At 27.8% G+C, this 23,398-nt stretch carries 17 protein-coding genes; 9 read left to right on the top strand and 8 right to left on the bottom strand.

From position 1 onward, the window contains the following. Nucleotides 1-9 precede the first annotated feature (9 nt). The 7 genes from nuoH to ndhC all read right to left on the bottom strand — a co-directional run bounded on the left by nuoH (nucleotide 10) and on the right by ndhC (nucleotide 8,645). Nucleotides 10-978 (bottom strand): NADH-quinone oxidoreductase subunit NuoH, encoded by a 969-nt coding sequence (nuoH, locus tag QZ401_RS02660; protein ID WP_295164704.1) that lies wholly within the window; start codon nucleotides 976-978, stop codon nucleotides 10-12. Beyond that, on the bottom strand, nucleotides 975-3,707 hold the full coding sequence (gene nuoG / locus QZ401_RS02665; RefSeq protein WP_295164706.1) for an NADH-quinone oxidoreductase subunit NuoG: 2,733 nt from the start codon (nucleotides 3,705-3,707) through the stop codon (nucleotides 975-977). The genes nuoH and nuoG overlap by 4 nt, the downstream gene beginning before the upstream one ends. A gap of 76 nt (nucleotides 3,708-3,783) precedes the next feature. Continuing rightward, complete coding sequence (gene nuoF / locus QZ401_RS02670; protein ID WP_295164708.1) at nucleotides 3,784-5,127, bottom strand: NADH-quinone oxidoreductase subunit NuoF; 1,344 nt, start codon at nucleotides 5,125-5,127, stop codon at nucleotides 3,784-3,786. Next, on the bottom strand, nucleotides 5,124-5,603 hold the full coding sequence (gene nuoE, locus QZ401_RS02675) for an NADH-quinone oxidoreductase subunit NuoE (protein WP_295164879.1): 480 nt from the start codon (nucleotides 5,601-5,603) through the stop codon (nucleotides 5,124-5,126). Before nuoE ends, nuoF begins: the two co-directional genes overlap by 4 nt. Before the next feature lie 31 nt (nucleotides 5,604-5,634). Next, a complete protein-coding gene (gene nuoC / locus QZ401_RS02680) occupies nucleotides 5,635-7,428 on the bottom strand; it encodes an NADH-quinone oxidoreductase subunit C/D (RefSeq protein ID WP_295164710.1) in 1,794 nt (597 codons plus the stop codon). A 107-nt stretch (nucleotides 7,429-7,535) separates the two neighbouring features. Further along, nucleotides 7,536-8,207, bottom strand: a complete 672-nt coding sequence (locus tag QZ401_RS02685; protein WP_295164880.1) for an NADH-quinone oxidoreductase subunit B family protein — start codon at nucleotides 8,205-8,207, stop codon at nucleotides 7,536-7,538. A 57-nt stretch (nucleotides 8,208-8,264) separates the two neighbouring features. Next, nucleotides 8,265-8,645 (bottom strand): NADH-quinone oxidoreductase subunit A, encoded by a 381-nt coding sequence (gene ndhC, locus QZ401_RS02690; protein WP_295164711.1) that lies wholly within the window; start codon nucleotides 8,643-8,645, stop codon nucleotides 8,265-8,267. Between the two features lie 347 nt (nucleotides 8,646-8,992). Between ndhC and dnaK the strand changes: the two genes are divergently transcribed. Both dnaK and dnaJ read left to right on the top strand, forming a co-directional pair. Then, nucleotides 8,993-10,909 (top strand): molecular chaperone DnaK, encoded by a 1,917-nt coding sequence (gene dnaK / locus QZ401_RS02695; RefSeq protein WP_295164712.1) that lies wholly within the window; start codon nucleotides 8,993-8,995, stop codon nucleotides 10,907-10,909. A 110-nt stretch (nucleotides 10,910-11,019) separates the two neighbouring features. Then, nucleotides 11,020-12,156: a molecular chaperone DnaJ gene (gene dnaJ, locus QZ401_RS02700; RefSeq protein WP_295164714.1), complete on the top strand. Its 1,137-nt coding sequence runs from the start codon at nucleotides 11,020-11,022 to the stop codon at nucleotides 12,154-12,156. 72 nt (nucleotides 12,157-12,228) lie between these two features. On the opposite strand, the gene rpsT is transcribed toward dnaJ, so the two are convergent. Next, on the bottom strand, nucleotides 12,229-12,498 hold the full coding sequence (gene rpsT, locus QZ401_RS02705; protein WP_295164717.1) for a 30S ribosomal protein S20: 270 nt from the start codon (nucleotides 12,496-12,498) through the stop codon (nucleotides 12,229-12,231). Between the two features lie 174 nt (nucleotides 12,499-12,672). On the opposite strand from rpsT, the gene ribF reads away from it, so the two are divergent. The 7 genes from ribF (at nucleotide 12,673) to carB (ending at nucleotide 23,339) form a co-directional block, all read left to right on the top strand. After that, nucleotides 12,673-13,611, top strand: coding sequence for a bifunctional riboflavin kinase/FAD synthetase (ribF, locus tag QZ401_RS02710; RefSeq protein ID WP_295164720.1), 939 nt, complete (start codon nucleotides 12,673-12,675; stop codon nucleotides 13,609-13,611). 28 nt (nucleotides 13,612-13,639) lie between these two features. Continuing rightward, nucleotides 13,640-16,456 carry an isoleucine--tRNA ligase gene (ileS, locus tag QZ401_RS02715; protein ID WP_295164722.1) on the top strand — a complete coding sequence of 939 codons (2,817 nt, stop codon included), beginning with the start codon at nucleotides 13,640-13,642 and terminating at the stop codon, nucleotides 16,454-16,456. Beyond that, nucleotides 16,453-16,938: a signal peptidase II gene (gene lspA / locus QZ401_RS02720; protein ID WP_295164724.1), complete on the top strand. Its 486-nt coding sequence runs from the start codon at nucleotides 16,453-16,455 to the stop codon at nucleotides 16,936-16,938. Before ileS ends, lspA begins: the two co-directional genes overlap by 4 nt. Nucleotides 16,939-17,007: 69 nt before the next feature. Then, nucleotides 17,008-17,952, top strand: a complete 945-nt coding sequence (ispH, locus tag QZ401_RS02725; RefSeq protein WP_295164725.1) for a 4-hydroxy-3-methylbut-2-enyl diphosphate reductase — start codon at nucleotides 17,008-17,010, stop codon at nucleotides 17,950-17,952. A gap of 12 nt (nucleotides 17,953-17,964) precedes the next feature. Then, complete coding sequence (gene dapB, locus QZ401_RS02730; RefSeq protein ID WP_295164727.1) at nucleotides 17,965-18,786, top strand: 4-hydroxy-tetrahydrodipicolinate reductase; 822 nt, start codon at nucleotides 17,965-17,967, stop codon at nucleotides 18,784-18,786. 160 nt (nucleotides 18,787-18,946) lie between these two features. After that, nucleotides 18,947-20,092, top strand: coding sequence for a glutamine-hydrolyzing carbamoyl-phosphate synthase small subunit (gene carA, locus QZ401_RS02735; protein WP_295164728.1), 1,146 nt, complete (start codon nucleotides 18,947-18,949; stop codon nucleotides 20,090-20,092). A gap of 13 nt (nucleotides 20,093-20,105) precedes the next feature. After that, nucleotides 20,106-23,339, top strand: a complete 3,234-nt coding sequence (gene carB / locus QZ401_RS02740; RefSeq protein WP_295164731.1) for a carbamoyl-phosphate synthase large subunit — start codon at nucleotides 20,106-20,108, stop codon at nucleotides 23,337-23,339. The last annotated feature ends 59 nt before the right edge of the window (nucleotides 23,340-23,398 follow it).

Below are 23,398 nucleotides of genomic sequence, written 5' to 3' on the forward strand. Positions count from 1 at the left end.
TAATACAATTTATATTAATACAAAAAAAGCTGTGATAATTAAATTTAATAACGTTAATGGTAAGCAAATTTTCCATCCAAAAGACATTATTTGATCATATCTAGGTCTTGGTAAAGAAGCTCGAATTAAAATAAAAACTAAAATAAAAAAAACTGTTTTTAAAAATAACCAAATAAAACTCGGTCCCCAAAAACCAAAATATCCTCCAAAGAATACTGTCGATATTAATGCTGAGATTGTAATAATAGAAATATATTCACCAATAAAAAACAAACCAAATTTCATACCAGAATATTCGATATGATAACCATCAGCTAACTCTTGTTCGGATTCAGGCTGATCAAAAGGATGTCTATGACAAACAGCTACACCAGCTATAAAAAAACACAAGAAACCAAAGAATTGAGGTATAAAATTCCAAATTTCTTTTTGACTATTAATAATATCTATTATATTAAAAGATCCTGATCGAGCTACTACACCCATTAATGATAAACCTAAAAAAACTTCATAACTTAAAGTTTGAGCAGAAGCACGAACAGCACCTAATAAAGCATATTTATTATTGCTTGACCAACCAGCAAACAATACTGCATAAACTGATAAAGCCGCCATCATTAAAAAAAATAAAATTCCAATATTTAAATTAATTATCAAAAAATTAGGTGTAAGTGGAATTATGGGAATAACTAATAACAAAGAAATAAAAGCTATAATTGGAGATAAGATAAAAATTGATTTTTCACTAAATAGTGGTACCCAATCTTCTTTAAATAAAATTTTAATCATATCTGCACATAATTGCAGGCTTCCAAACCAACCAACTCGATTAGGACCATGTCTATTTTGAAAAAATGCTAAAAATCTACGTTCAACAATACTTAAAGTTGCTGAAAAAAATATAATAAAAATTAAAATTAATGTTATTTGTAAAATTTTAAATAATATTTCATAAGCATTTATTCCTAAACAGTTCATCTAATAAATTCCCGTAAACATTTAATTTTTTCACCAATAAGAGAGATAGGAAATCCTTTTCTTCCTATAGGTAAACCTATTTGTTTCTGAGTTAAATATTTTGATAGTCGTATTGTTAAACGAAAATCTTGATTTAAACAATTAAATTCCACTATGGAGTTTTTTTTAAAACCTAATTCCAATCCATCTATCTCGCTTATTAATACATATTCTAAAGGTATATTTTTTTTTATAACAGATGAATATTGAGTTAATTCTTCATTTCCAAAAATATGATAATACGGAATAACATACCAGTATTTTTCTTTAATAAAATTTTTAGGAAAAAAATTAAAATAAACATCTAAAACTTTCTTATTATCTTTAAATAAATGAATACCAGAATCACCTGATATTAATTTTCTTCCTATTTCTTTTTGAAATTTATTCAATGCCTGTGGTGAATTCCATCCAGGAAACCAAACGAATGGAATATGTGATATAGATTCATTTGGCTGATTATATCCTTCCATAGAAAATGAAAACATTGTATCAATATCCTTTGGCTGAGAAGGTTCATGTACATTAATATTGGCTCGTAAAGCTGTTCTACCACTTGACCGATGTGGAGAACGAGCAATCTTTTGACCATTGATACGAAATGAAGAACTAGGACCTACTGTTTTTATTTTTTTAAAAATTGGATATTTATTTGAATATTCAGAAATAACATCGTCTAAGTTTAGCCAAGATATTTCTTTTTTGTCAATTTTACTTTTAATAAAATGTAACCATTTCCAACTTACATAAAGACAATTTTTTTTATTGTAAAACATAGGATCATATACTTGAAAAAAACGTTGTGCTCTACCTTCAAAATTTACTATCGTACCTGAACTTTCGGTAAAATTCAAAGAAGGTAAACTTAATCCAGAATTTTTATATGTTTTAGTATATTGATGATCTATAGCGATAATATTATTATTTTTTTTAAAAAAAGAATCACAATCATGTTTAGATATATAACGATATAAATCGTATTCCATAAATATTATGGCATCTGCTTCTTTTTTTTTTAATTTTTTTAATGCAGTTTCTATAGAAAAACCACCAATCAGTGCTAATCCTAAAGTGTTTGAAGAAGAAGTTAAAAAAGTCAATCCAACATGATTAATATTTTTTCGATTAATTGATATAGCTATATTTATAGAAGCTTTAATAATAGACTCACTAAAAGAATGTGAACCGGAAATAATTAATACCTTCTTTGAAAGCATTATTTCTTTTGCAATTATAGATGCTTTTTCAATTAAATTAGAATCTAAACATGAAATATGAGGTAAAGTATTATCTAATTCATGAGCAATAGCAGATGCAAAATTTACTTGTTGATCAATGGAAGAAAAATAACACCAATCAGCAATATCATCTAATTTAGTTTCATGAGTGTTAATAATATAAAGAGAGTTTTTATAATTTTCTGCTATTTGAGATAAAGCAGAAGCATTCCATTGTGGAATTCCATGCAATTGAGCTAAATATTTGGATTTATTCTTCATAGCCTGACGTACTGCTAATGCAACACGAGGAGATGTTTGTGTTAAATCTTCACCTAAAATTAAAATAGTATCGTAACTTTCAATTTCTTTTAAAGAAGGAATATATAATTGATTGTTCTTTAAAGTATTTAAAATTAATTTAACACAAGACTCTTCTTTGTCTAACATTCCACTAGAGAAATTTTCTTTGCCGACTAATTCTTGTAAAGCAAAATTATTTTCTATACTAGAACGAACAGAACCAACTCCAATTACATTTTTATAACGTTGAAAAAAATTTATTCCAAATTCTATTGATTGATTAAAACTTAATATATTTAGATTATTTTTTATCGTAGATAAAACAGGTTTTTTGGGTCTATTTCTCAAATTAGTATGAGAATATCCAAAACGTCCAAGATCACAAATTAGATAATGGTTTATATTTTCATGATATCTATTTTCTATACGGCGTATTTCACCATAACGCTCGCCAATACTAATATTACAACCGACACTACAATTTTGACAGATTCCCGGAGCATACTGCATATCCCATTTACGATTATATTTTTCAGAATGTGTTTTATCTGTAAAAACTCCAGTAGGACATATTTCTATCAAATTACCTGAATGCTCGTTTTCTAATACACCATCTTCCATACGACCAAAATAGATATTATTATTAGAACCATAGACGTCTAAATCAGTACCATCCGCATAATCTTTATAGTATCTAACACAACGATAACATCCAATACATCGATTCATTTCATGTTTAATAAATGATCCTAAATATTGATTTTTATGTGTTCTTTTAGAAAATCTATAATTTCTAAAATTATGACCAGTCATTACAGTCATATCTTGTAAATGACAATTACCACCTTCTTCACATACTGGACAATCGTGAGGATGATTTATTAATAAAAGTTCTATAATACTCCTTCTAAATTGTTTTGATGTATCATCGTTAATAGAAATAATAGTTCCGTCTACTACAGGTGTCATACAGGACATAATTAACCTTCCTTGATTATCTGAAGTACTATTATATTGTGTAACAGCACATTGTCGACATGCTCCCAAACTTCCTAATATAGGATGCCAACAAAAATAAGGAATATTTAAACCAAATGATAAACATGCTTGTAATAAGTTATCTGATTCACTCATACAATATGCTTTTCCATCTACATAAATTCTAGCCATAATAGAATAGTTCCAAAAAAAACTTTTATTTTTATAAATAAATATCTTTATATATGGAGATTATTTATATCAAAAATTAAATTTTTGAAGTAAAATTATTTGATTGAATTCCAAGAATATTTAAATTTAATTCTAATTTTTTCACGCTAATACCATCTTCAAACTCTGAACGAAAATATTTTATAGCACTTTGTAAGGGTTCTATTGCACCTGGTGCATGAGCACAAAACGTTTTTCCTGGACTTAAATTTACACACAACTTTTCTAAGGTTTCTATATCATTTTTCTGACCTTCTTTTTTCTCTAAACTTTCTAATATTTTTACAATCCAAGGTAATCCTTCTCTACATGGTGTACATAAACCACATGACTCACGAGAAAAAAATTTTTCTATATTACAAACTAGAGATACCATATTAGTTTTATTGTCTACAGCCATAGCAATAGCTGTTCCTAAACGACTGCCTGCTTTTGAAATACTGGTAAAATCCATCGGTAAATCTAAATGTTTTTCAATAAGAAAATCGGTTCCTGCTCCACCAGGTTGCCAGGATTTTAAAGATAAATCTGATTTCATTCCACATGCATAATCTTCTAAAATTTCACGTGCGGTAATTCCAAAAGGCAATTCCCAAAGACCAGGATTGTTTACTTTTCCTGAAAATCCCATTAACTTAGTACCAGGAGTATCAATACTTTTAGATAATTTTTTATACCAATTAACACCGTTTAATATAATAGACGGAACATTAGATAATGTTTCAACGTTATTGATACAAGTAGGTTTTCCCCATAATCCAAATACTGCAGGAAACGGTGGTTTAGATCTTGGATTAGCTCTTCGTCCTTCTAATGAATTAATTAAAGCGGTTTCTTCACCACAAATGTAACGACCAGCACCAGTATGTAAAAATAGTTCAAAATTAAAACCACTATTTAAAATATTAGAACCAATAAAACCAAAATTGATTGCTTCTTGTATAGATTTTTTTAAAATATGCTCAGCTGTAATATATTCTCCTCGTAAAAAAATATAACCACGAGAAACATTTAAAGCAAAAGCGGACAAGAGTATTCCTTCAATTAATTGATGAGGTATCTTTTCCATTAAAAACCTATCTTTATAGGTTCCAGGTTCCATTTCATCAGCATTACAAAGTAAATAACGTACTTTAGAACTTTTATTTTTAGACATTAAACTCCATTTTAAACCTGTAGAAAAACCAGCTCCACCTCTTCCTTTTAAACCAGATTCTTTTATTAAATGTATAACATCTTCTGGAGACATAGTCTTTAATGCTTTTTTTAAACTAAAATAACCATTTTTCTTACAATATTCTTTAATCCAAACAGTTTTTTGATCATTTCTCAGTCTCCATGTTAATGGATGTGTCTCCTCAGTACGTATAATATTGTTCATTTATATAATTCCAGTAAGTTTGATATTAAATCTGGATTTAGGTAAGAATGTAAATCTTCGTTAATCATTATGGTAGGACCTTTGTCACAATTTCCTAAACAACAAACTGGTAATAGAGTAAATCTACCATCTAAAGTAGTATTACCTACTTTAATTAGTAAATATTCTTCTAAAGATTTTTTTATTTTTTCATAACCAGTTAAATAACAAACTACACTATCACAATATCGAATAATATGACGTCCTACGGGTTGACGATAAATTTGACTATAAAAAGTAGCTACACTTTCTATTTCACTTGGATTAAGATTAAGTATTTTTGCAATTTCTATAATAGCTAAATCAGAAATCCACCCTCGTTTTTTTTGAACAATTTTTAATGCTTCTATTGAAACTGATCTCGAACTTTCATAATGTTTTTTTTGCTTTTCTATTTCATTAATTTCAAAAGAAGTCAAAGTAAATGTTGTAGAAATTTCTTTTAATTTTCTTTTTTTTTATGCATAATTATCTATCCACGTCTGACATAACGAAATCTATACTGCCCAAATATACAATTAAATCTGATATTAAACTTCCACGAATCACTGAAGGTATTTGCTGTAAATGTGGAAAACTAGGTGTTCGTATTCTTGTTCGATAACTCATCGTACCTCCATCACTTATTAAATAATAACTATTAATACCTTTAGTCGCTTCAATCATTTGAAAGCTTTCATTTGCTGAAATAACAGGACCCCAAGAAACTTGTAAAAAATGAGTAATCATTGTATCTATATCTTTTAGAACACGTTCTTTAGGAGGAGGAGTAGTCAAAGGATGATCTGATTTAAAAGGACCATCTGGCATATTTTTCAAACATTGTTTTAAAATAACCAAACTTTGATATATTTCTTCTACTTTAATCATTACTCTTGAATAACAATCGCTTATACCTGAACCTATAGGGATTTCAAAAGTATAATTTTGATATCCAGAATAAGGACGCCATTTTCTTATATCTAAATCCAATCCTGTAGAACGTAAACCTGCCCCTGTCACACCCCATTGTAATGCTTCTTTCTGATTATACCCAGCAATTCCTTTAGAACGATTTATTAAAATAGGGTTTTTTAAAGCTAATTGTACATAATATTTTAATCTTTTTGGCATCCATTCAAGAAATTCTTTTAATAAAATATTCCATCCCTTAGGAAGATCGTGGGCTACTCCACCAATCCTAAACCAAGCAGGATGCATACGAGCACCAGTAATTGCTTCAATCAAATCATAAATTTTTTGACGATCAGTGAAAGCAAAAAAAACAGGAGTCATACATCCTACATCCTGAATGAACGTAGAAATATATAAAAGATGACTATTTATTCGAAATAATTCAGATAACATTACTCGGATTACTTCTACTTTTTCTGGGACAGAAATATTAGCTAATTTTTCTACTGCTAAAACATAAGGCATTTCATTAACACAACCACCAAGATATTCAATACGATCAGTATATGGAATATAACTATGCCATGACTGTCTTTCTGCCATTTTTTCTGCACCGCGATGGTGATAACCAATATCAGGGACACAATCTACAATATTTTCACCATCTAATTGCAAAACAATTCTGAATGCACCATGAGCAGAAGGATGATTAGGTCCTAAATTTAAGAACATAAAATCTACATTTTCGTTTTTTCTTTTCATACCCCATAACTCAGGTTTAAACCTTAAATTTTCCATTTCTAAATCTTCTTTCTGTTCATCTAAAAAAAAAGACTCGTGCTCAGTTGCCCTAGCTGGATAATCTTTTCTTAAAGGAAATCCTTTCCATTCATTCGGCATAATAATATGAGTTAAATTAGGATGTTGATCAAAAACAATACCAAACATTTCCCATGTTTCGCGTTCATACCAATTGGCATTAGGAAACAAACTAGTAAAAGTTGATACACTTAAATCGTCTTTTAATAAAGGAACCTTAATCAGAATATCACTATTTCGTTCAATAGATATTAAATGATAAAAAACTGAAAAATCTGCTTTAGGTAAATTTACTCGATTTGATCGAAAACGTTCATCTACCCCATGCAAATCAAAAAGCATGTTGTAAGGTTTAGATGAATTAGATAAAAATTCACCAACTTTCAACAATAAAGATTTGTTTATCCATATTATTGGAAAATCTATACAGGTAACCTGAAAAACACAAAAATCTTCACCAAAAAAATGCAATAAGTCTTCAATAATCGATTTTTCTTCATAGTTATTATTAGTTAAAACAGTATTTTTTTTTTTGTTTTCATCTATCATAGATTTCTCATTTTTTTTACTAATCTAAAAAATTTTAACATTAATAATATATTCAAAAAAATTATTGATCTAGTAGTATGAAAAATTTTTACTTCTTATAGTAAAAATTAGATCTTTTCTGATGTTGGAAGATTGACAACAGAAATTTTTCTTTTTCTGTTTTTAACTTTTTCTGATAACATTTTTTTACGATATATACCTTGTTCGCCAATTGTCCAAGATAAAGGTCTTCTTTCTTCATTGATCGTTTTTTGAAGTAATGTCAAAGCATGTATATATGCTTCTGGTCTAGGTGGACAACCGGGAATATAAACATCTACTGGTAAAAATTTATCTACTCCTTGTACAACAGAATAAATATCGTACATACCACCAGAATTAGCGCATGCACCCATAGAAATAACCCATTTCGGTTCCAGCATTTGATCATATAATCTTTGAATAATAGGAGCCATTTTAATAAAAGGTGTACCTGCAATTACCATAACATCTGCCTGTCTTGGAGAAGCTCTTAATACTTCAGAACCAAAACGAGCAATATCATGTACAGAAGTAAACGCTGTAACCATCTCCACATAACAACAAGATAAACCAAAATTATAAGGCCAAAGAGAATTTTTTCGACCCCAATTCACTACTTTATGAAGTAATTCACTGATTTTTCCCATAAAAACATTTTTTTTTAAATATTCTTCTATCGGATCTATAACAGATTGAGTTGTTTGATTTGGATAAGGTCTCTTATTTTTCTCATCTGCTCTAGTTAAGGTATAATTCATTTTTTCTTTCATCTAATTACATCCTAAATATAATCAATGTCAATATTTTTGATATTATCATGATGAAATCCAATTTAAAGCTTTAATTCGGATTAAATAAAATAATGACAAAAGAAGAAATAATATAAATACAGTTGCTTCAAAAAATCCTGTCCATCCTGTTTCAACTATACTAACAGACCATGCATATAGATAAAGTGCTTCAACATCAAAAATCACAAAAAACATTGCAATTAAATAAAATTTTACAGAAAAATGCAGATGTGTATTACCTACTGGAACAATACCTGATTCAAAAGGAGTATTTTTATATCTTGATAATGATCTCCCCCCCAAAAACCAACTTGCAAATAGCATAAAAAAACAAAAAAATAAAGAAAAAAAAATAAAGTAAAAAAAGGATAAATATTCAGTAATTTCTAATTTATTTTGTAGCATTTTATATTCCTATAAAACATCAAAATATTTTTACAATAATTACACTTCAACAGTGTATTGTATATTAATAAAAAAATATAATTTATTTTAAAATAAAATATACATTAAAAATATAAAATAATAAATTGTGTTTATTAAAAGTAATAAAAAATTTTTAATTTAAAAAAAGCATTTTTTTTATACTTAGACCTTGATGACTAGAAAAAAGACCCCATCTAATAATCATTCAACAATATATGTAAAAATGAAAAATACAATCCTATGTAGCTAATTAAAAAGCCAAAAAAATGGCCGCATAAAGGTTGAACACCCAATTTATCAAGAGATTATAAAATAGGAGAATTTCAATGGGCAAAATTATTGGTATTGACTTGGGAACAACCAACTCTTGTGTTGCCATTATGGATGGCAACAAACCGCGTGTTTTAGAAAATTCTGAAGGTGATCGTACAACACCTTCAATTATTGCGTATACTCAAAAAGGAGAAGTTTTAGTAGGACAACCTGCTAAACGTCAAGCAATAACTAATCCCAAGAATACATTATTTGCTATAAAAAGACTCATTGGTAGAAAGTTTAAAGATGATGAAGTTCAGCGTGATATAAAAATTATGCCATATTCTATTATTAATTCTGAAAATGGAGACGCATGGATTGATATTAAAAAACAAAAAATGGCACCTCCTCAAATTTCTGCAGAAGTGTTAAAAAAAATGAAAAAAACTGCAGAAGACTACTTAGGAGAATCAGTAAAAGAAGCAGTTATTACAGTTCCTGCCTATTTTAATGATGCTCAGAGACAAGCAACTAAAGATGCTGGTAGAATTGCAGGATTGGAAGTCAAAAGAATTATTAACGAACCTACAGCTGCAGCACTTGCTTATGGTTTAGATAAAGGAGAAGGAAATAGAACTATAGCAGTATACGATTTAGGTGGAGGTACTTTTGATATATCTATTATTGAAATCGATGATGTTGACAAAGAAAAAACATTTGAAGTTCTTGCTACTAATGGAGACACCCATCTTGGTGGAGAAGACTTCGATAGCAGGCTGATTAATTATTTAGTAAAAGAGTTTAAAAAAGAACAAGGTATTGATTTAAGAAATGATTCATTGGCTATGCAACGCTTAAAAGAATCTGCAGAAAAAGCAAAAATAGAATTATCATCAGCGCAACAAACTGACGTAAATCTACCGTATATTACAGCGGACTCTAATGGACCTAAACATTTAAATATTAAAGTTACCCGTTCAAAATTAGAATCTTTAGTAGAAGATTTGGTACTACGTTCTATTGAACCACTTAAAGTAGCGTTAAAAGATGCAGGACTATCTATTTCAGATATCAATGATGTAATATTAGTAGGCGGTCAAACAAGAATGCCTATGGTACAATCTAAAGTAGCAGATTTCTTTGGTAAGGAACCTAGAAAAGATGTTAATCCAGATGAAGCAGTCGCAGTTGGTGCTGCAGTTCAAGGAGGTGTACTTTCAGGAGATGTTAAAGATGTTTTATTGCTTGATGTAACTCCATTGTCATTAGGGATTGAGACTATGGGTGGTATAATGACTTCACTGATAAATAAAAACACAACTATTCCTACTAAACATAGTCAAGTTTTTTCAACAGCAGAAGATAATCAATCTGCTGTAACAATACATATTCTTCAAGGTGAAAGAAAAAGAGCACTAGATAACAAATCTTTAGGTCAATTTAATCTAGACGGAATTGAACCAGCACCAAGAGGAACAGCACAAATTGAAGTTACATTTGATATTGATTCCGATGGTATATTACATGTATCTGCAAAAGATAAAAAAACTGGAAAAGAACAAAAAATTACTATTAAAGCTTCTTCTGGTCTGAATGAAGACGAAATAAAAAAAATGATTAATGATGCTGAGGCTAATTCTGAAGCAGATCGAAAATTTGAAGAATTAATTCAAATAAGAAATCAAGGTGATCAATTAATACATAGTATTAAAAAACAATTAGATGAAAATAAAAATAAAATAGAAAATACAGAGCTAGAAAAAATCAAATCAGTTTTAGATGAATTAGAAACATCATTGAAGGGAGAAGATAAAACTAAAATTGAAAAAAACATTCAAAATCTCTTAAAAATTTCATCTAAACTAACAGAAATACATCAAAAAAAACCAGAAGAAAATTCAAAAAAAGAAAATAAATCACCTGAATCACAAAAAGACGAAAACGTTGTAGACGCAGAATTTGAAGAAATAAAAGATCCTAAAAAATAATAAACGTTAATCTAAAAAAATAGAAAAAGTTATAACAGTATTTAAACCAGCACGGGCGTAGAAAAAAATCTACGCCCGTGCACTTATTTTAAAAGCAGGAAGAAAGTAATATGGCAAAAAAAGATTACTATCAAATTTTAGGAATTCCAAAATCAGCTGAAGAACGAGAAATTAAAAAAGCTTATAAACGATTAGCAATGAAATACCATCCTGATCGCAATCAAGGAGACAAAAGTGCTGAAAATAAGTTTAAGGAAATAAAAGAAGCATATGAAATTTTAATTAATGAAGAAAAAAGAAGTGCATATGATCAATATGGACATGCTGCTTTTGAAAATGGTTACAATCAAAATAATACTTATAATACCTTTACTAGCTCTACAGATTTTGGAGATATCTTTGGTGATGTTTTTGGTGATATTTTCGGAGGCAGTAGAAATCAAAGAATGAAAAAAGGAGCTGATTTATGCTATAATATGGAAATTTCTTTAGAAGAAGCAGTAAAGGGAGTAACAAAAGAAATTCGTATTCCAACTTTTCAAAAATGTAAAACTTGTTACGGTACGGGAGCAAGTGCTGGCACCAAACCAAACGGATGCTCAACATGTCATGGAAAAGGTCAAATTCATCTTAGAAAAGGATTTTTCACTGTTCAACAATCATGTCCTAAATGTAATGGAAGGGGTACAGTAATTAAAAATCCATGCCACGTATGTCGAGGACAGGGAAGAATAAAAACAAATAAAATACTATCGGTAAAGATTCCATCTGGTATCGATACTAATGATAAAATTCGATTAAGTAATGAAGGCGAAGCCGGAACAAACGGTGCACCATCAGGCGATCTTTATGTACAGATGACAGTTAACAAACATCCTATTTTTGAAAGAGAAGATAATAACCTTTACTGCGAAGTACCAATCAATTTTACTATGGCCGCATTAGGTGGAGAAATAGAAGTACCTACTTTAGATGGTAGAGTTAAGTTAAAGATACCGTCTGAAACTCAATCAGGAAAACTTTTTCGCATTCGAGGAAAAGGCGTAAAATCAGTACAAAGTAGAAGTAAAGGCGATTTATTATGTCGTGTCGTAGTAGAAACTCCAGTCAATCTCAATGAACAACAAAAATATCTTTTAAATGAGCTAGGGAATAGTTTTAATGGATTTCGAGGAGATAAAAACAGTCCACGTTCAAAAAGATTTTTTGATGGTGTAAAAAGATTTTTTGATGATTTAACAAAATAAAAAAAACTATAAAGTATTGCTTCTTAAAAAATTAGAGGCAATACTTTTTTAAAAAATTAATTTGTATAAAAATTAATTTTTATGCAATTTTGCAATTTTTAACGATAAAATAGATTTATATCTTGCAGCTTTGTTTTTATGTATTAAACCTTTAGTTGCAAATTTATCAATAACAGGTTGCATGTTCTTGAAAGCATCATATGATTTTTCTTTATTTCCAGAAACAATGGCTAAACGAACTTTTTTTATAAAAGTACGAATTTTTGAACGTTGACTGGCATTTTTTTTACGACGTTCTTCTGATGTTATAGAATCTTTTTTAGCAGATTTAATATTTGCCAATTTTAACTCCCAAATATAAAAAATGAATTTTAAATAATTTTTTAAAAAATTAAAAATTAGTATATAAATGAAAGTAATATTATATATTATGAAAAATAATACATCAAAATTATTTGTAAAATAAACAAAATTTTTTAATATAAAATCATTTTATTTCATTAGGTTGATTTAATAATGAAGTTCATACGAGACATTTGTAATCTAAAAAAAATAAATTCTAATTCCGCTGTTAGTATTGGAAACTTTGATGGAATACATTTAGGACATCAAAAATTACTTTCTAATTTATATGAAATAGGAAAAAAAAATAATATACCAACTATAATTATTTTATTTGAACCACAACCATTAGAATTTTTAAATAATCAAAATCCTCCAAAAAGAATTACAATATTACAAAATAAAATTAAGTATATTAAATTATGGAAAATCGATATTGTTTTATGTATTAAATTTAATAAATATTTTTCCTCTTTAAGTGCAGAAAAATTTATAAAAAACGTTTTAATAAACAAATTGAATATAAAATTCATAATAATTGGAGATGATTTTAGATTTGGATCAAAAAGAAATGGAAATATATCTCTCTTAAAAAAAATTGGATGTCAATACAATTTTAAAGTGATAGAAATTAATGCCTTATTATATAAAAATAGAATTAAAATAAGCAGCACTAATATAAGAAAATATTTATTAGAAAATAAAATTGAACTAGTAAGAGAATTACTTGGTCGCCCATTTAGTATTTTAGGTCGTGTAATTCATGGAAATAAAATAGGACGAAAATTAGGATATCCAACAGCAAATATATTATTACATAAAAATATACCTATAAATAATGGAGTGTACGCTGTAAAGATTTCATGTTTCTCGAACAAGGATTTTATAGGGATATGCAACATTGGAACCAAACCAAGTTGTTTTCATTTGAAAAAAAATAGACTGCTCGAAGTTTATTTATTCAATTTCGATAAGAATTTATATCAAAAAAAAATAGAGGTTTTTTTATACAAAAAAATAAGAGATGAATGTTTTTTTTCTTCTATGGAAAAATTAAAAAAACAAATTTCTAAAGATGTTAAAATTGTTAAAAAATATTTTAACGTTAATTAAAATTAATATACAAATTAAAGAAAAAATTATGAATGATTATAAAAATACTTTAAATTTACCTAAAACGCAGTTTTCTATGCGTGCGAATCTATCGCAAAAAGAACCAGAAATATTAAAAAATTGGTATGAAAACAATCTTTATAAATTAATAAGACAAAAAAAAGAAGGCAAAAAAATTTTTTTTCTTCATGATGGACCTCCATATGCTAATGGAAATATTCATATTGGACATGCAGTAAACAAAATTTTAAAAGATATAATTGTAAAATCAAAAAATATGTCAGGTTTTGATGCTCCCTATATACCATCTTGGGATTGCCACGGATTACCTATTGAACAAAAAGTTGAAGAACAGATGGGTTTAAAAAGCAAAAATGTAATTACTTCAATATTTCAAAAAAAATGCAGACAATATGCAGAAAAACAAATAAAAAAGCAAAAAAAAGATTTTATTAGATTAGGTGTAATTGGAGATTGGGAAAAACCATATCTTACAATGGATTTTAAAAATGAAGCTAATATAATTAAAACACTGTCTAAAATTATTGAAGAAAAATACTTATATAGAGAATCTAAGCCTATACATTGGTGCTTAAAATGTCATTCATCTTTATCTGATGCAGAAATCGAACATTTTTATAAAGAATCAGATTCAATTTTTGTTGCCATGAAAATTAAAAATAATAAAATTTTTAAAAAAGCACTAAATCTTAACATATCAAATGAAAAAGATATATATCTACCCATTTGGACAACTACACCATGGACTCTTCCATCAAGTCAAGCTATTACAGTAAATCCAACTTTTAAATATCAACTGATAGAAACTAAAAAATACAATTTAATTTTAGCCAAAAAATTAGTTGAAAACGTAATGAAAATTTTAGAAATAAATAATTGGAATATTTTAATTTCTTTTCAAGGTAAAAATTTAGAAGGAACAAAATTTTTACATCCATTTTTAAAAAACATTTCTTTACCTGTAATATTAGGAGAACATGTTACTCTCGATTCAGGTACAGGAGCTGTTCATACAGCACCTGATCATGGACCAGATGATTATATCGTTAGCCAAAAATACAAAATAAAAACAATGAATTTAGTAGATTTTCAAGGTAATTATATAAACAACGTACACCCCAAATTAGATGGGATAAATATTTTTAAAGCTAATAACATAATTATAAGTTTATTAATCAAAGAAAAATGTTTATTGCATCATGAAGTTTTAAAACATAGTTATCCACATTGTTGGAGACATAAAACTCCTGTTATATTTAGAGCAACTGAACAATGGTTTATAAAAATAGATAAGAACAAACTACGTTATAAAACTATTGAAGAAATCAAAAAAGTATCATGGATACCTGAATGGGGAAAATCTAGAATAGAACAAATGATAAAAATAAGACCTGATTGGTGTATTTCAAGACAAAGAAAATGGGGTGTACCAATGTGTCTTTTTATACACAAAAAAACAGGAAATATTCATCCTGAAAATACTTTATTAATGAAAAAAATAATAAAAAAAGTAGAATTAGAAGGAATAGAGGCATGGTGGAAAATTGATTTAAAAGAAATATTAGGTAAAACATATAACATGTATAATCAAATATTTGATATATTAGACGTATGGTTTGAATCAGGAAATACTCATACTTTAATAAAATATAAAAATAAAAAATACAGTAAAAATTACGCAGATATGTTTTTAGAAGGCTCTGATCAACATAGAGGATGGTTTATGTCGTCATTAATTATTTCTATGTTAACAAAAAATCAATCACCATATTCTGAAGTTTTAACTCATGGTTTCGTGGTTGATAAAAATGGTCAAAAAATGTCTAAATCTATAGGAAATACAATTAGTCCTAATGAAATAGTAAAAACATTAGGGGGAGATATTTTAAGACTATGGGTGGCTTCTTCTAATTATTCTAATGATATTTCTATTTCTAATGAAATTCTAAAACGCTCTTCGGATATTTATCGAAGAATAAGAAATACAGCACGTTTTATGTTGGCAAACATAAATGATTTTGATCCTAAAAAAAATACTGTTTTAAAAGAAAATATGGTTCTTTTAGATCGTTGGGCTATAAGTCAAGCAAAAAAAGTACAAGAAGAAATTATTGAATTTTATGAAAAATACAACTTTCATGCAGTAATAAAACGTTTAATGTATTTTTGCTCTATTGAAATGGGTTCTTTCTACCTTGATATTATAAAAGATAGACAATATACTCTAAAAAAAAATAGTCAAGAACGAAGAAGTTGTCAAACAGCTATATACTACATAATTAATGCTCTTGTTCGTTGGATAGCACCAATATTATCATTTACTGCTGATGAAATTTGGAATTACTTACCTGGAAAACATAATAAATATGTATTCACAGAAGAATGGTTTAATAAATTATTTGATTTAGATGAAAATGATTTATTTAACTATGATTTTTGGAATAATCTAATAGAAATAAAAAATGAAATAAATAAATTTCTGGAAGAAGAAATAAAAAATAAAAAAATAAAAAGTTCACTAGAAGCTTCTTTAATATTATACGTAACCCCAGAAATAAAACAAAAATTAAATGTTTTAGGAGAAGAACTAAAATTTATATTTCTAACATCTAAAGTACAAATAAAATCATATAACAAAGCACCAAAAAATTCAAAAAAAAGTGAAAAAATTTCTGATTTTAAAGTGCTTTTAAAAAAAATAAAAGAAAAAAAATGTCCAAGATGTTGGCACTATAACATTGTGATTAAAAAAACTAATGATGAAATTTGTACACGTTGTCTTCTAAATACGAAAGGAAATGGTGAAAAGCGTATTTTTATATGAAGAAAAAAAACTATTTTAAAAAATACTATTGGATTTATATAACTATAATATTTCTTATCGTAATAATAGATTTTTATAGTAAAAAATGGATTTTAAATAATTTAAATATATATGAAAAACAAAAAATTTTTTTAATGTTAAATTTATTTCATGTACACAATTTTGGAGCAGCATTTAGTCTACTGTCAGATCAAAACGGATGGCAAAAATATTTTTTACTAATATTTAGTATAATTGTCATATTAGTAATAATAAAAATGATTATAAAATTTAAAAAAAAAGATAAAAACAAAATTCTTTCTTATTCTTTAATTCTTGCAGGAGCAATAGGAAACTTAATAGATCGTGTTAACTATGGATTTGTAGTAGATTTTATTGATTTACATATTAAAAATTGGCATTTTGCAACATTCAACATAGCTGATTTCAGTATATTTATTGGTATGATTATAATCATGAAAAATAATTATTATAATTCATAATTAATCTCCAATTGATTTTTAATCAAAAAAATTAAATTTTTTTATAATTAAATATATTTTGAGAAAATAGTGAATATTATATTAGCCAATCCAAGAGGTTTTTGCGCAGGCGTTAAAAGAGCTATCTTAATGGTTGAAAATGCTTTAAAAATTTATAAAAAAACTATTTATGTTCACCATGAACTAGTACATAATCAATATGTTATAGAACAACTACGTCAAAAAGGAGTTATCTTTGTTGAAGACATTGCAGATATTCCAAATAGTTCAATAGTAGTTTTTTCAGCACACGGAGTATCAAAAAAAATAAAAAAAAAAGCTATAAAAAAAAATTTAACAATATTAAACGCAACTTGTCCATTAGTTACAAAAGTACATTTAGAAGTTTCAAAATCAAGTAAAAACGGTATAGAAACAATTTTAATTGGCCATAAAGATCATCCTGAAGTTATTGGAACAATTGGTCAATATGATAATAAAAAAGGGAAAATACATCTTGTTGAATCAATAGAAGATGTAAATAGGTTATCGATTAAAATAGATAAAAAATTAAATTTTTTTACACAAACAACTTTATCTATTAAAAATACTCAATCTATCATTTTATCTTTAAAAAAGAAATTTTTAAATATATCTGGTCCTAAAAAAGAGGATATATGTTACGCAACAACAAATCGACAAAATGCAATTCTTAAATTATCAAAAATAACTGATATAATACTTGTAATCGGTTCTAAAAATTCTTCTAATTCTAGCCGTCTTGCAGAATTAGGAAAAGAAACAGGTGTATTTACAAAACAAATTGAATCATTTTCTGATATTAGGGAAGAATGGATTAAAAACAAAAAAAATATTGGTATTACAGCTGGTGCTTCCGCACCTGATATATTAGTAACAGAAGTAATTAAATATTTAAAAAAATTAGGTTTTAAAAATCCACCAAAAGAAATTTTGGGAGATAAAGAAAAAACAACTTTTAAGATACCTAAAAATTTAATATATATAAAAAATTAGAAAAATAAAATTATGAAAAAAAAAATAACTCGTATTGCAATTACTGGCGCTATGGGTCGCATGGGCCAGGTATTGATTAAAGAGATACAAAAGAATAAAAATACTGTTTTAACCACTGCATTAGTCAAAGAAAATCATCCATTAGTTGGTGAAGATATAGGAGAAAAAATAGGAATAGGTAAAATAGGCATACCTATTAATAATACTTTAAATATAGAAAAAAATAACTTTGATGTTTTAATTGATTTTACGACACCAAGCAGTACTTTGTATTTTTTAGAACAATGTCGTAAATTTAAAAAAAACATCATTATCGGTACAACTGGTTTTTCACATGAAGAAATTAAGAAAATACATACATATTCTGACAAAATTGCTTTGATGATCTCATCAAATTTTAGTATTGGAATAAATTTACTTTGTCAATTAGTTCAAAAAACTACTAAAATTTTAGGAAATACTTCAGATATTGATATCATAGAATTTCATCATAGAAATAAAATAGATATTCCTTCAGGAACAGCATTAACTATTGGAGAAACTATCTCACAAGTTATGAACTGGGAATTAAATAAACATTCTTTATATTATAAAAAAGGTATTACACAAAAAATTAGAGAAACAAAAAAAATTGGTTTTTCTAGCATAAGATCAGGAAATGTTATCGGAAAACACAGCGTTGTGTTTTCAAGCTCTGATGAAGAAATTAAAATAACTCACAGTGCTTTTAATCGAGATTGTTTTGCCAAAGGCGCCATTGAATCAGCAATATGGATTCACGAAAAAAATCAAGGATTATTTAACATGAACGATATACTAAAAGACAAATTTTAAATTATATTGATAAAATTTTAAAAATATAAATATTTATTACGATAATAGACAAAAATATTAATTTTAGTTAAAATAAAATACAATTTTTCATTATTTTTTAACAATCCTGCTTACATTCAAAATTTAATTAATATTCAAAATTTTTTTAATGGAGGACGCTTTGGGCCAATTAGCAGTGCTGGTTTTGGAAGATGGAACTAGATTTCATGGACGTTCTATTGGAGCTAAGGGGACAACTGTAGGCGAAGTTGTTTTTAATACATCAATCACTGGGTATCAAGAAATAATCACCGATCCTTCTTATTCACATCAAATTGTAACATTAACTCATCCCCATATTGGAAACATCGGAACTAATTATAACGACGAAGAATCCTCTAAAATTCATATAAGAGGACTGATTATTCGTGATATGTCACCAATATCAAGTAACTATCGTAGCGAAAAAGACTTCTCTTCTTATTTAAAAGAAAATAACATTGTTGCAATATCAGATATTGATACAAGAAAATTAACACGAATTTTACGTACGAAAGGTTCGCAAAATGGATGTATTATAGAAGATAAAAAAGAAAACTATAATATAGCATATAGAAAAGCAAAAAATTTTTTAAGTTTACAAGGATTGGATTTAGCTAAAAAAGTTAGTACTAAATTTATCTATAATTGGGAAAAAGGTAGCATTTTAATTAATGAAAAAAAAACTCATTTTGAAAAGAAAAAAAAATTTTTATTTCACATTGTCGTATATGATTTTGGGGTTAAAAGAAATATATTACGTATGCTTGTAGATAGAGGATGTTATCTAACTGTAGTGCCCGCTAAAACCGATCCTAAAACAGTCTTAAATTTGCGTCCTGATGGAATATTTCTATCTAATGGTCCAGGTGATCCTAGACCATGTGATTATGCTATTCATGCTATTCAATATTTCTTAAAAATGAACATCCCTATTTTTGGAATTTGTTTAGGACATCAGCTTCTTGCATTGGCTAGTGGAGCTAATATTATCAAAATGAAATTTGGTCATCACGGTGGAAATCATCCTGTCAAAGAAATTAAAACAAATCGAGTGATAATTACGTCACAAAATCATAGTTTCACTGTAGATGTAAAAAATATGCCAAATAATATTGCTATAACACACAGCTCACTCTTTGACGGAACATTACAAGGGCTATGTTTAACTGATAAATTAGCTTTTAGTTTTCAAGGACATCCAGAAGCTAGTCCTGGACCACATGATGCTTCATCTTTATTTGATCATTTTATTAAATTACTCAATCAAGCAAAACTCAGTAATTAATTAGAGAAAAAAGATGCCTAAATCTACTGATATAAAATCGATTTTAATTCTTGGTGCAGGTCCAATAGTTATCGGACAAGCATGTGAGTTTGATTATTCAGGTGCACAAGCATGCAAAGCACTAAAAGAAGAAGGTTATAAAATTATCCTGGTAAATTCAAATCCTGCAACTATTATGACTGATCCTTGTATGGCAGACGCTACATATATTGAACCTATTCACTGGAAAATAGTTGAAAAAATTATAAAAAAAGAAAAACCCGATGCCCTATTGCCTACTATGGGCGGTCAAACTGCATTAAATTGTGCTTTAGAATTAGATCGAAGAGGAATACTAAAAAAATTTAATGTAAAAATAATAGGCGCTACTATTAATGCTATTAATAAAGCAGAAGATAGAAAATTATTTGAAGATTCAATGAAAAAACTGAATCTCAAAACTGCAAAATGCGGAATTGCACATAATATTCAAGAAGCATTATCTGTTTTAAAAAATGTAGGTTTTCCATGTATTATTCGCCCTTCATTTACTATGGGTGGACATGGTGGAGGAATTGCTTATAATCAAGAAGAATTTGAAGATATTTGCGAAAGAGGATTAAAATTATCTCCGACTACTGAACTCTTAATTGATGAATCGCTTATTGGTTGGAAAGAATATGAAATGGAAGTTGTAAGAGATAAAAATAATAATTGCATTATTGTATGTTCAATTGAAAATTTAGATCCTATGGGTATTCATACTGGCGATTCAATTACCATAGCACCAGCTCAAACTTTAAGCGATAAAGAATATCAAATTATGAGAAACGCTTCTATGTCTATTTTAAGAGAAATAGGTGTAGAAACAGGAGGTTCCAATGTACAATTTGCAATTAATCCAAAAAACGGTCGTATGATTGTAATTGAAATGAATCCTCGAGTTTCTCGTTCTTCTGCTCTGGCTTCTAAAGCAACAGGTTTCCCAATCGCAAAAATAGCAGCCAAATTAGCTGTAGGATATACATTAGATGAACTTGCTAATGATATAACAGGAATTAACACTACAGCATCTTTTGAACCATCAATAGATTATATAGTGACTAAAATTCCTAGATTTAATTTTGAAAAATTTTTAGGATGTAACGACAGACTTACTACTCAAATGAAATCTGTCGGAGAAGTGATGGCAATAGGACGAACTTTTCAAGAATCTATACAAAAAGCTATTTGTGGATTAGAAATTGGAGCAAGTGGTTTCGATTCTAAAATATCGTTTTCAGATAACAAACAACATCTAATAAAAATAAGACACGAATTAAAAGATGCCGGAGCTGAAAGAATTTGGTATATAGGTGATGCATTTCGTTCCGGAATGTCGGTAAATGACGTATTTGAGTTAACATCTATTGACCCTTGGTTTCTTGTTCAAATTCAAGAAATTATTTTCTTAGAGGAAAAAATTATAAAAAATGGATTTATTGGACTAGATTACAATTTCTTTTATTTTATTAAAAGAAAAGGTTTTTCAGACTTACGGGTAGCAATTTTAACTAATAAAAAAGAAGAAGAAATTCGTCAACTTCGATATGAACTAAATTTACATCCTGTTTATAAACGAATTGATACTTGTTCAGCTGAATTTTCTACTGAAACGGCATATATGTATTCAACATGGGAAGATGAATGTGAATCCTATGCAACAAAAAACACCGAGAAAATTATTGTTATAGGTGGAGGTCCTAATAGAATAGGACAAGGAATAGAATTTGACTATTGCTGTGTACATGCAGCTCAAGCTTTAAGAGAAGATGGTTTCGAGGCAATTATGATAAATTGCAATCCAGAAACTGTTTCTACAGATTATGATATTTCCGATCGACTTTATTTTGAACCGATTACATTAGAAAATGTTTTAGAAATAGTAAGAATTGAAAATCCCAAAGGAGTGATTATTCAATATGGAGGACAAACACCATTAAAATTAGCACGTCAATTTGAAAAAGAAGGCATACCAATTATTGGAACTAGTCCTGATGCAATCGATAAAGCAGAAGATCGTAATCGTTTTCAAAAGATTGTAACTAAATTGAAATTAAAACAACCTTTAAATGCAACTGTCCTAACTCTAGAAGAAGCACATCAAAAAGCTATAGAAATTGGTTATCCTATTATGGTTCGTCCATCTTATGTATTAGGTGGTAGGGCAATGGAAATCGTTTATGAACCATGTGATCTAGATAACTATTTTAAAAAAATTTTAAAAAATAAAGATATTACTCCAATTTTATTGGATCAATATTTAAACTATGCTATAGAAGTAGATGTAGATGCAATATGTGATGGGAAAATGGTATTAATTGGAGGAATAATGGAACACATTGAACAAGCTGGAGTGCATTCTGGAGACTCTGCATGTTCTTTACCAGCATATACATTAACACACAAAATTCAAAATGAGATTAGAGAACAAGTTAAAAAATTAGCTTTTGCATTATCAGTCAAGGGGTTAATGAACGTACAATTTGCTATAAAAAACAATGAAATATATATTATCGAAGTCAATCCTAGAGCAGCTCGAACAGTTCCATTTGTATCAAAAGCAACAGGTCTAGCACTTGCAAAAATCTCTGTTCGTGTAATGTATGGTAAAACGCTATCAGAACAAGGATTTTGTAAAGAAATCATACCATCATACTTTTCAGTAAAAGAAGCAGTTCTTCCTTTTGATAAGTTTCAAGGGGTAGACCCTATATTGGGTCCTGAAATGCGTTCTACAGGTGAAGTTATGGGAATAGGAAAAAATTTCTCAGAAGCGTTTTCTAAAGCCATGCTGGGTGCTCACACAAATATGAAAAAATCTGGTCGAGTTCTTCTTTCAGTAAGAGATGATGATAAAAATAGCATTGTGAATTTAGCAGTTAAACTTCAAAAATTTGGTTTTAAAATAGATGCCACCAAAGGTACTTCTATGGCATTAAAAAAATCTGGTATTATATCTCGATTAGTAAATAAAGTACATGAAGGTAGACCCCATATACAAGATCGTTTAAAAAATGGAGAATATTCGTACATTGTAAATACAACATCTTGTCATCAAGGTATGAAAGATTCTAAATTAATATGTCGTAGTGCTTTACAATATAAAGTCCATTATGACACTACTGTTAACGGCGCCTTTGCAACTGTTATGGCATTAAACGAAGAGCCAACAGAAAATATTATATCTTTACAAGAAATTCACAAAAAAATAAATTTAATTTATTAAAAAAATTAAGTTTATAATTCTTTATAAATATGTTGTAAAACATATTTATAATTTTAAAT

It is taken from the genome of uncultured Buchnera sp. (genome assembly GCF_913776765.1).
Taxonomy (GTDB): domain Bacteria; phylum Pseudomonadota; class Gammaproteobacteria; order Enterobacterales; family Enterobacteriaceae; genus Buchnera; species Buchnera aphidicola_AO.

Coding starts and splice junctions, on each gene's coding strand:
- nuoH (WP_295164704.1), bottom strand. CDS start 978: ATGAACTGTTTAGGAATAAATGCTTATGAAATATTATTTAAAATTTTA.
- nuoG (WP_295164706.1), bottom strand. CDS start 3,707: ATGGCTAGAATTTATGTAGATGGAAAAGCATATTGTATGAGTGAATCA.
- nuoF (WP_295164708.1), bottom strand. CDS start 5,127: ATGAACAATATTATACGTACTGAGGAGACACATCCATTAACATGGAGA.
- nuoC (WP_295164710.1), bottom strand. CDS start 7,428: ATGATAGATGAAAACAAAAAAAAAAATACTGTTTTAACTAATAATAAC.
- QZ401_RS02685 (WP_295164880.1), bottom strand. CDS start 8,207: ATGAATTATACCTTAACTAGAGCAGATGAGAAAAATAAGAGACCTTAT.
- ndhC (WP_295164711.1), bottom strand. CDS start 8,645: ATGCTACAAAATAAATTAGAAATTACTGAATATTTATCCTTTTTTTAC.
- dnaK (WP_295164712.1), top strand. CDS start 8,993: ATGGGCAAAATTATTGGTATTGACTTGGGAACAACCAACTCTTGTGTT.
- dnaJ (WP_295164714.1), top strand. CDS start 11,020: ATGGCAAAAAAAGATTACTATCAAATTTTAGGAATTCCAAAATCAGCT.
- ribF (WP_295164720.1), top strand. CDS start 12,673: ATGAAGTTCATACGAGACATTTGTAATCTAAAAAAAATAAATTCTAAT.
- ileS (WP_295164722.1), top strand. CDS start 13,640: ATGAATGATTATAAAAATACTTTAAATTTACCTAAAACGCAGTTTTCT.
- lspA (WP_295164724.1), top strand. CDS start 16,453: ATGAAGAAAAAAAACTATTTTAAAAAATACTATTGGATTTATATAACT.
- dapB (WP_295164727.1), top strand. CDS start 17,965: ATGAAAAAAAAAATAACTCGTATTGCAATTACTGGCGCTATGGGTCGC.
- carB (WP_295164731.1), top strand. CDS start 20,106: ATGCCTAAATCTACTGATATAAAATCGATTTTAATTCTTGGTGCAGGT.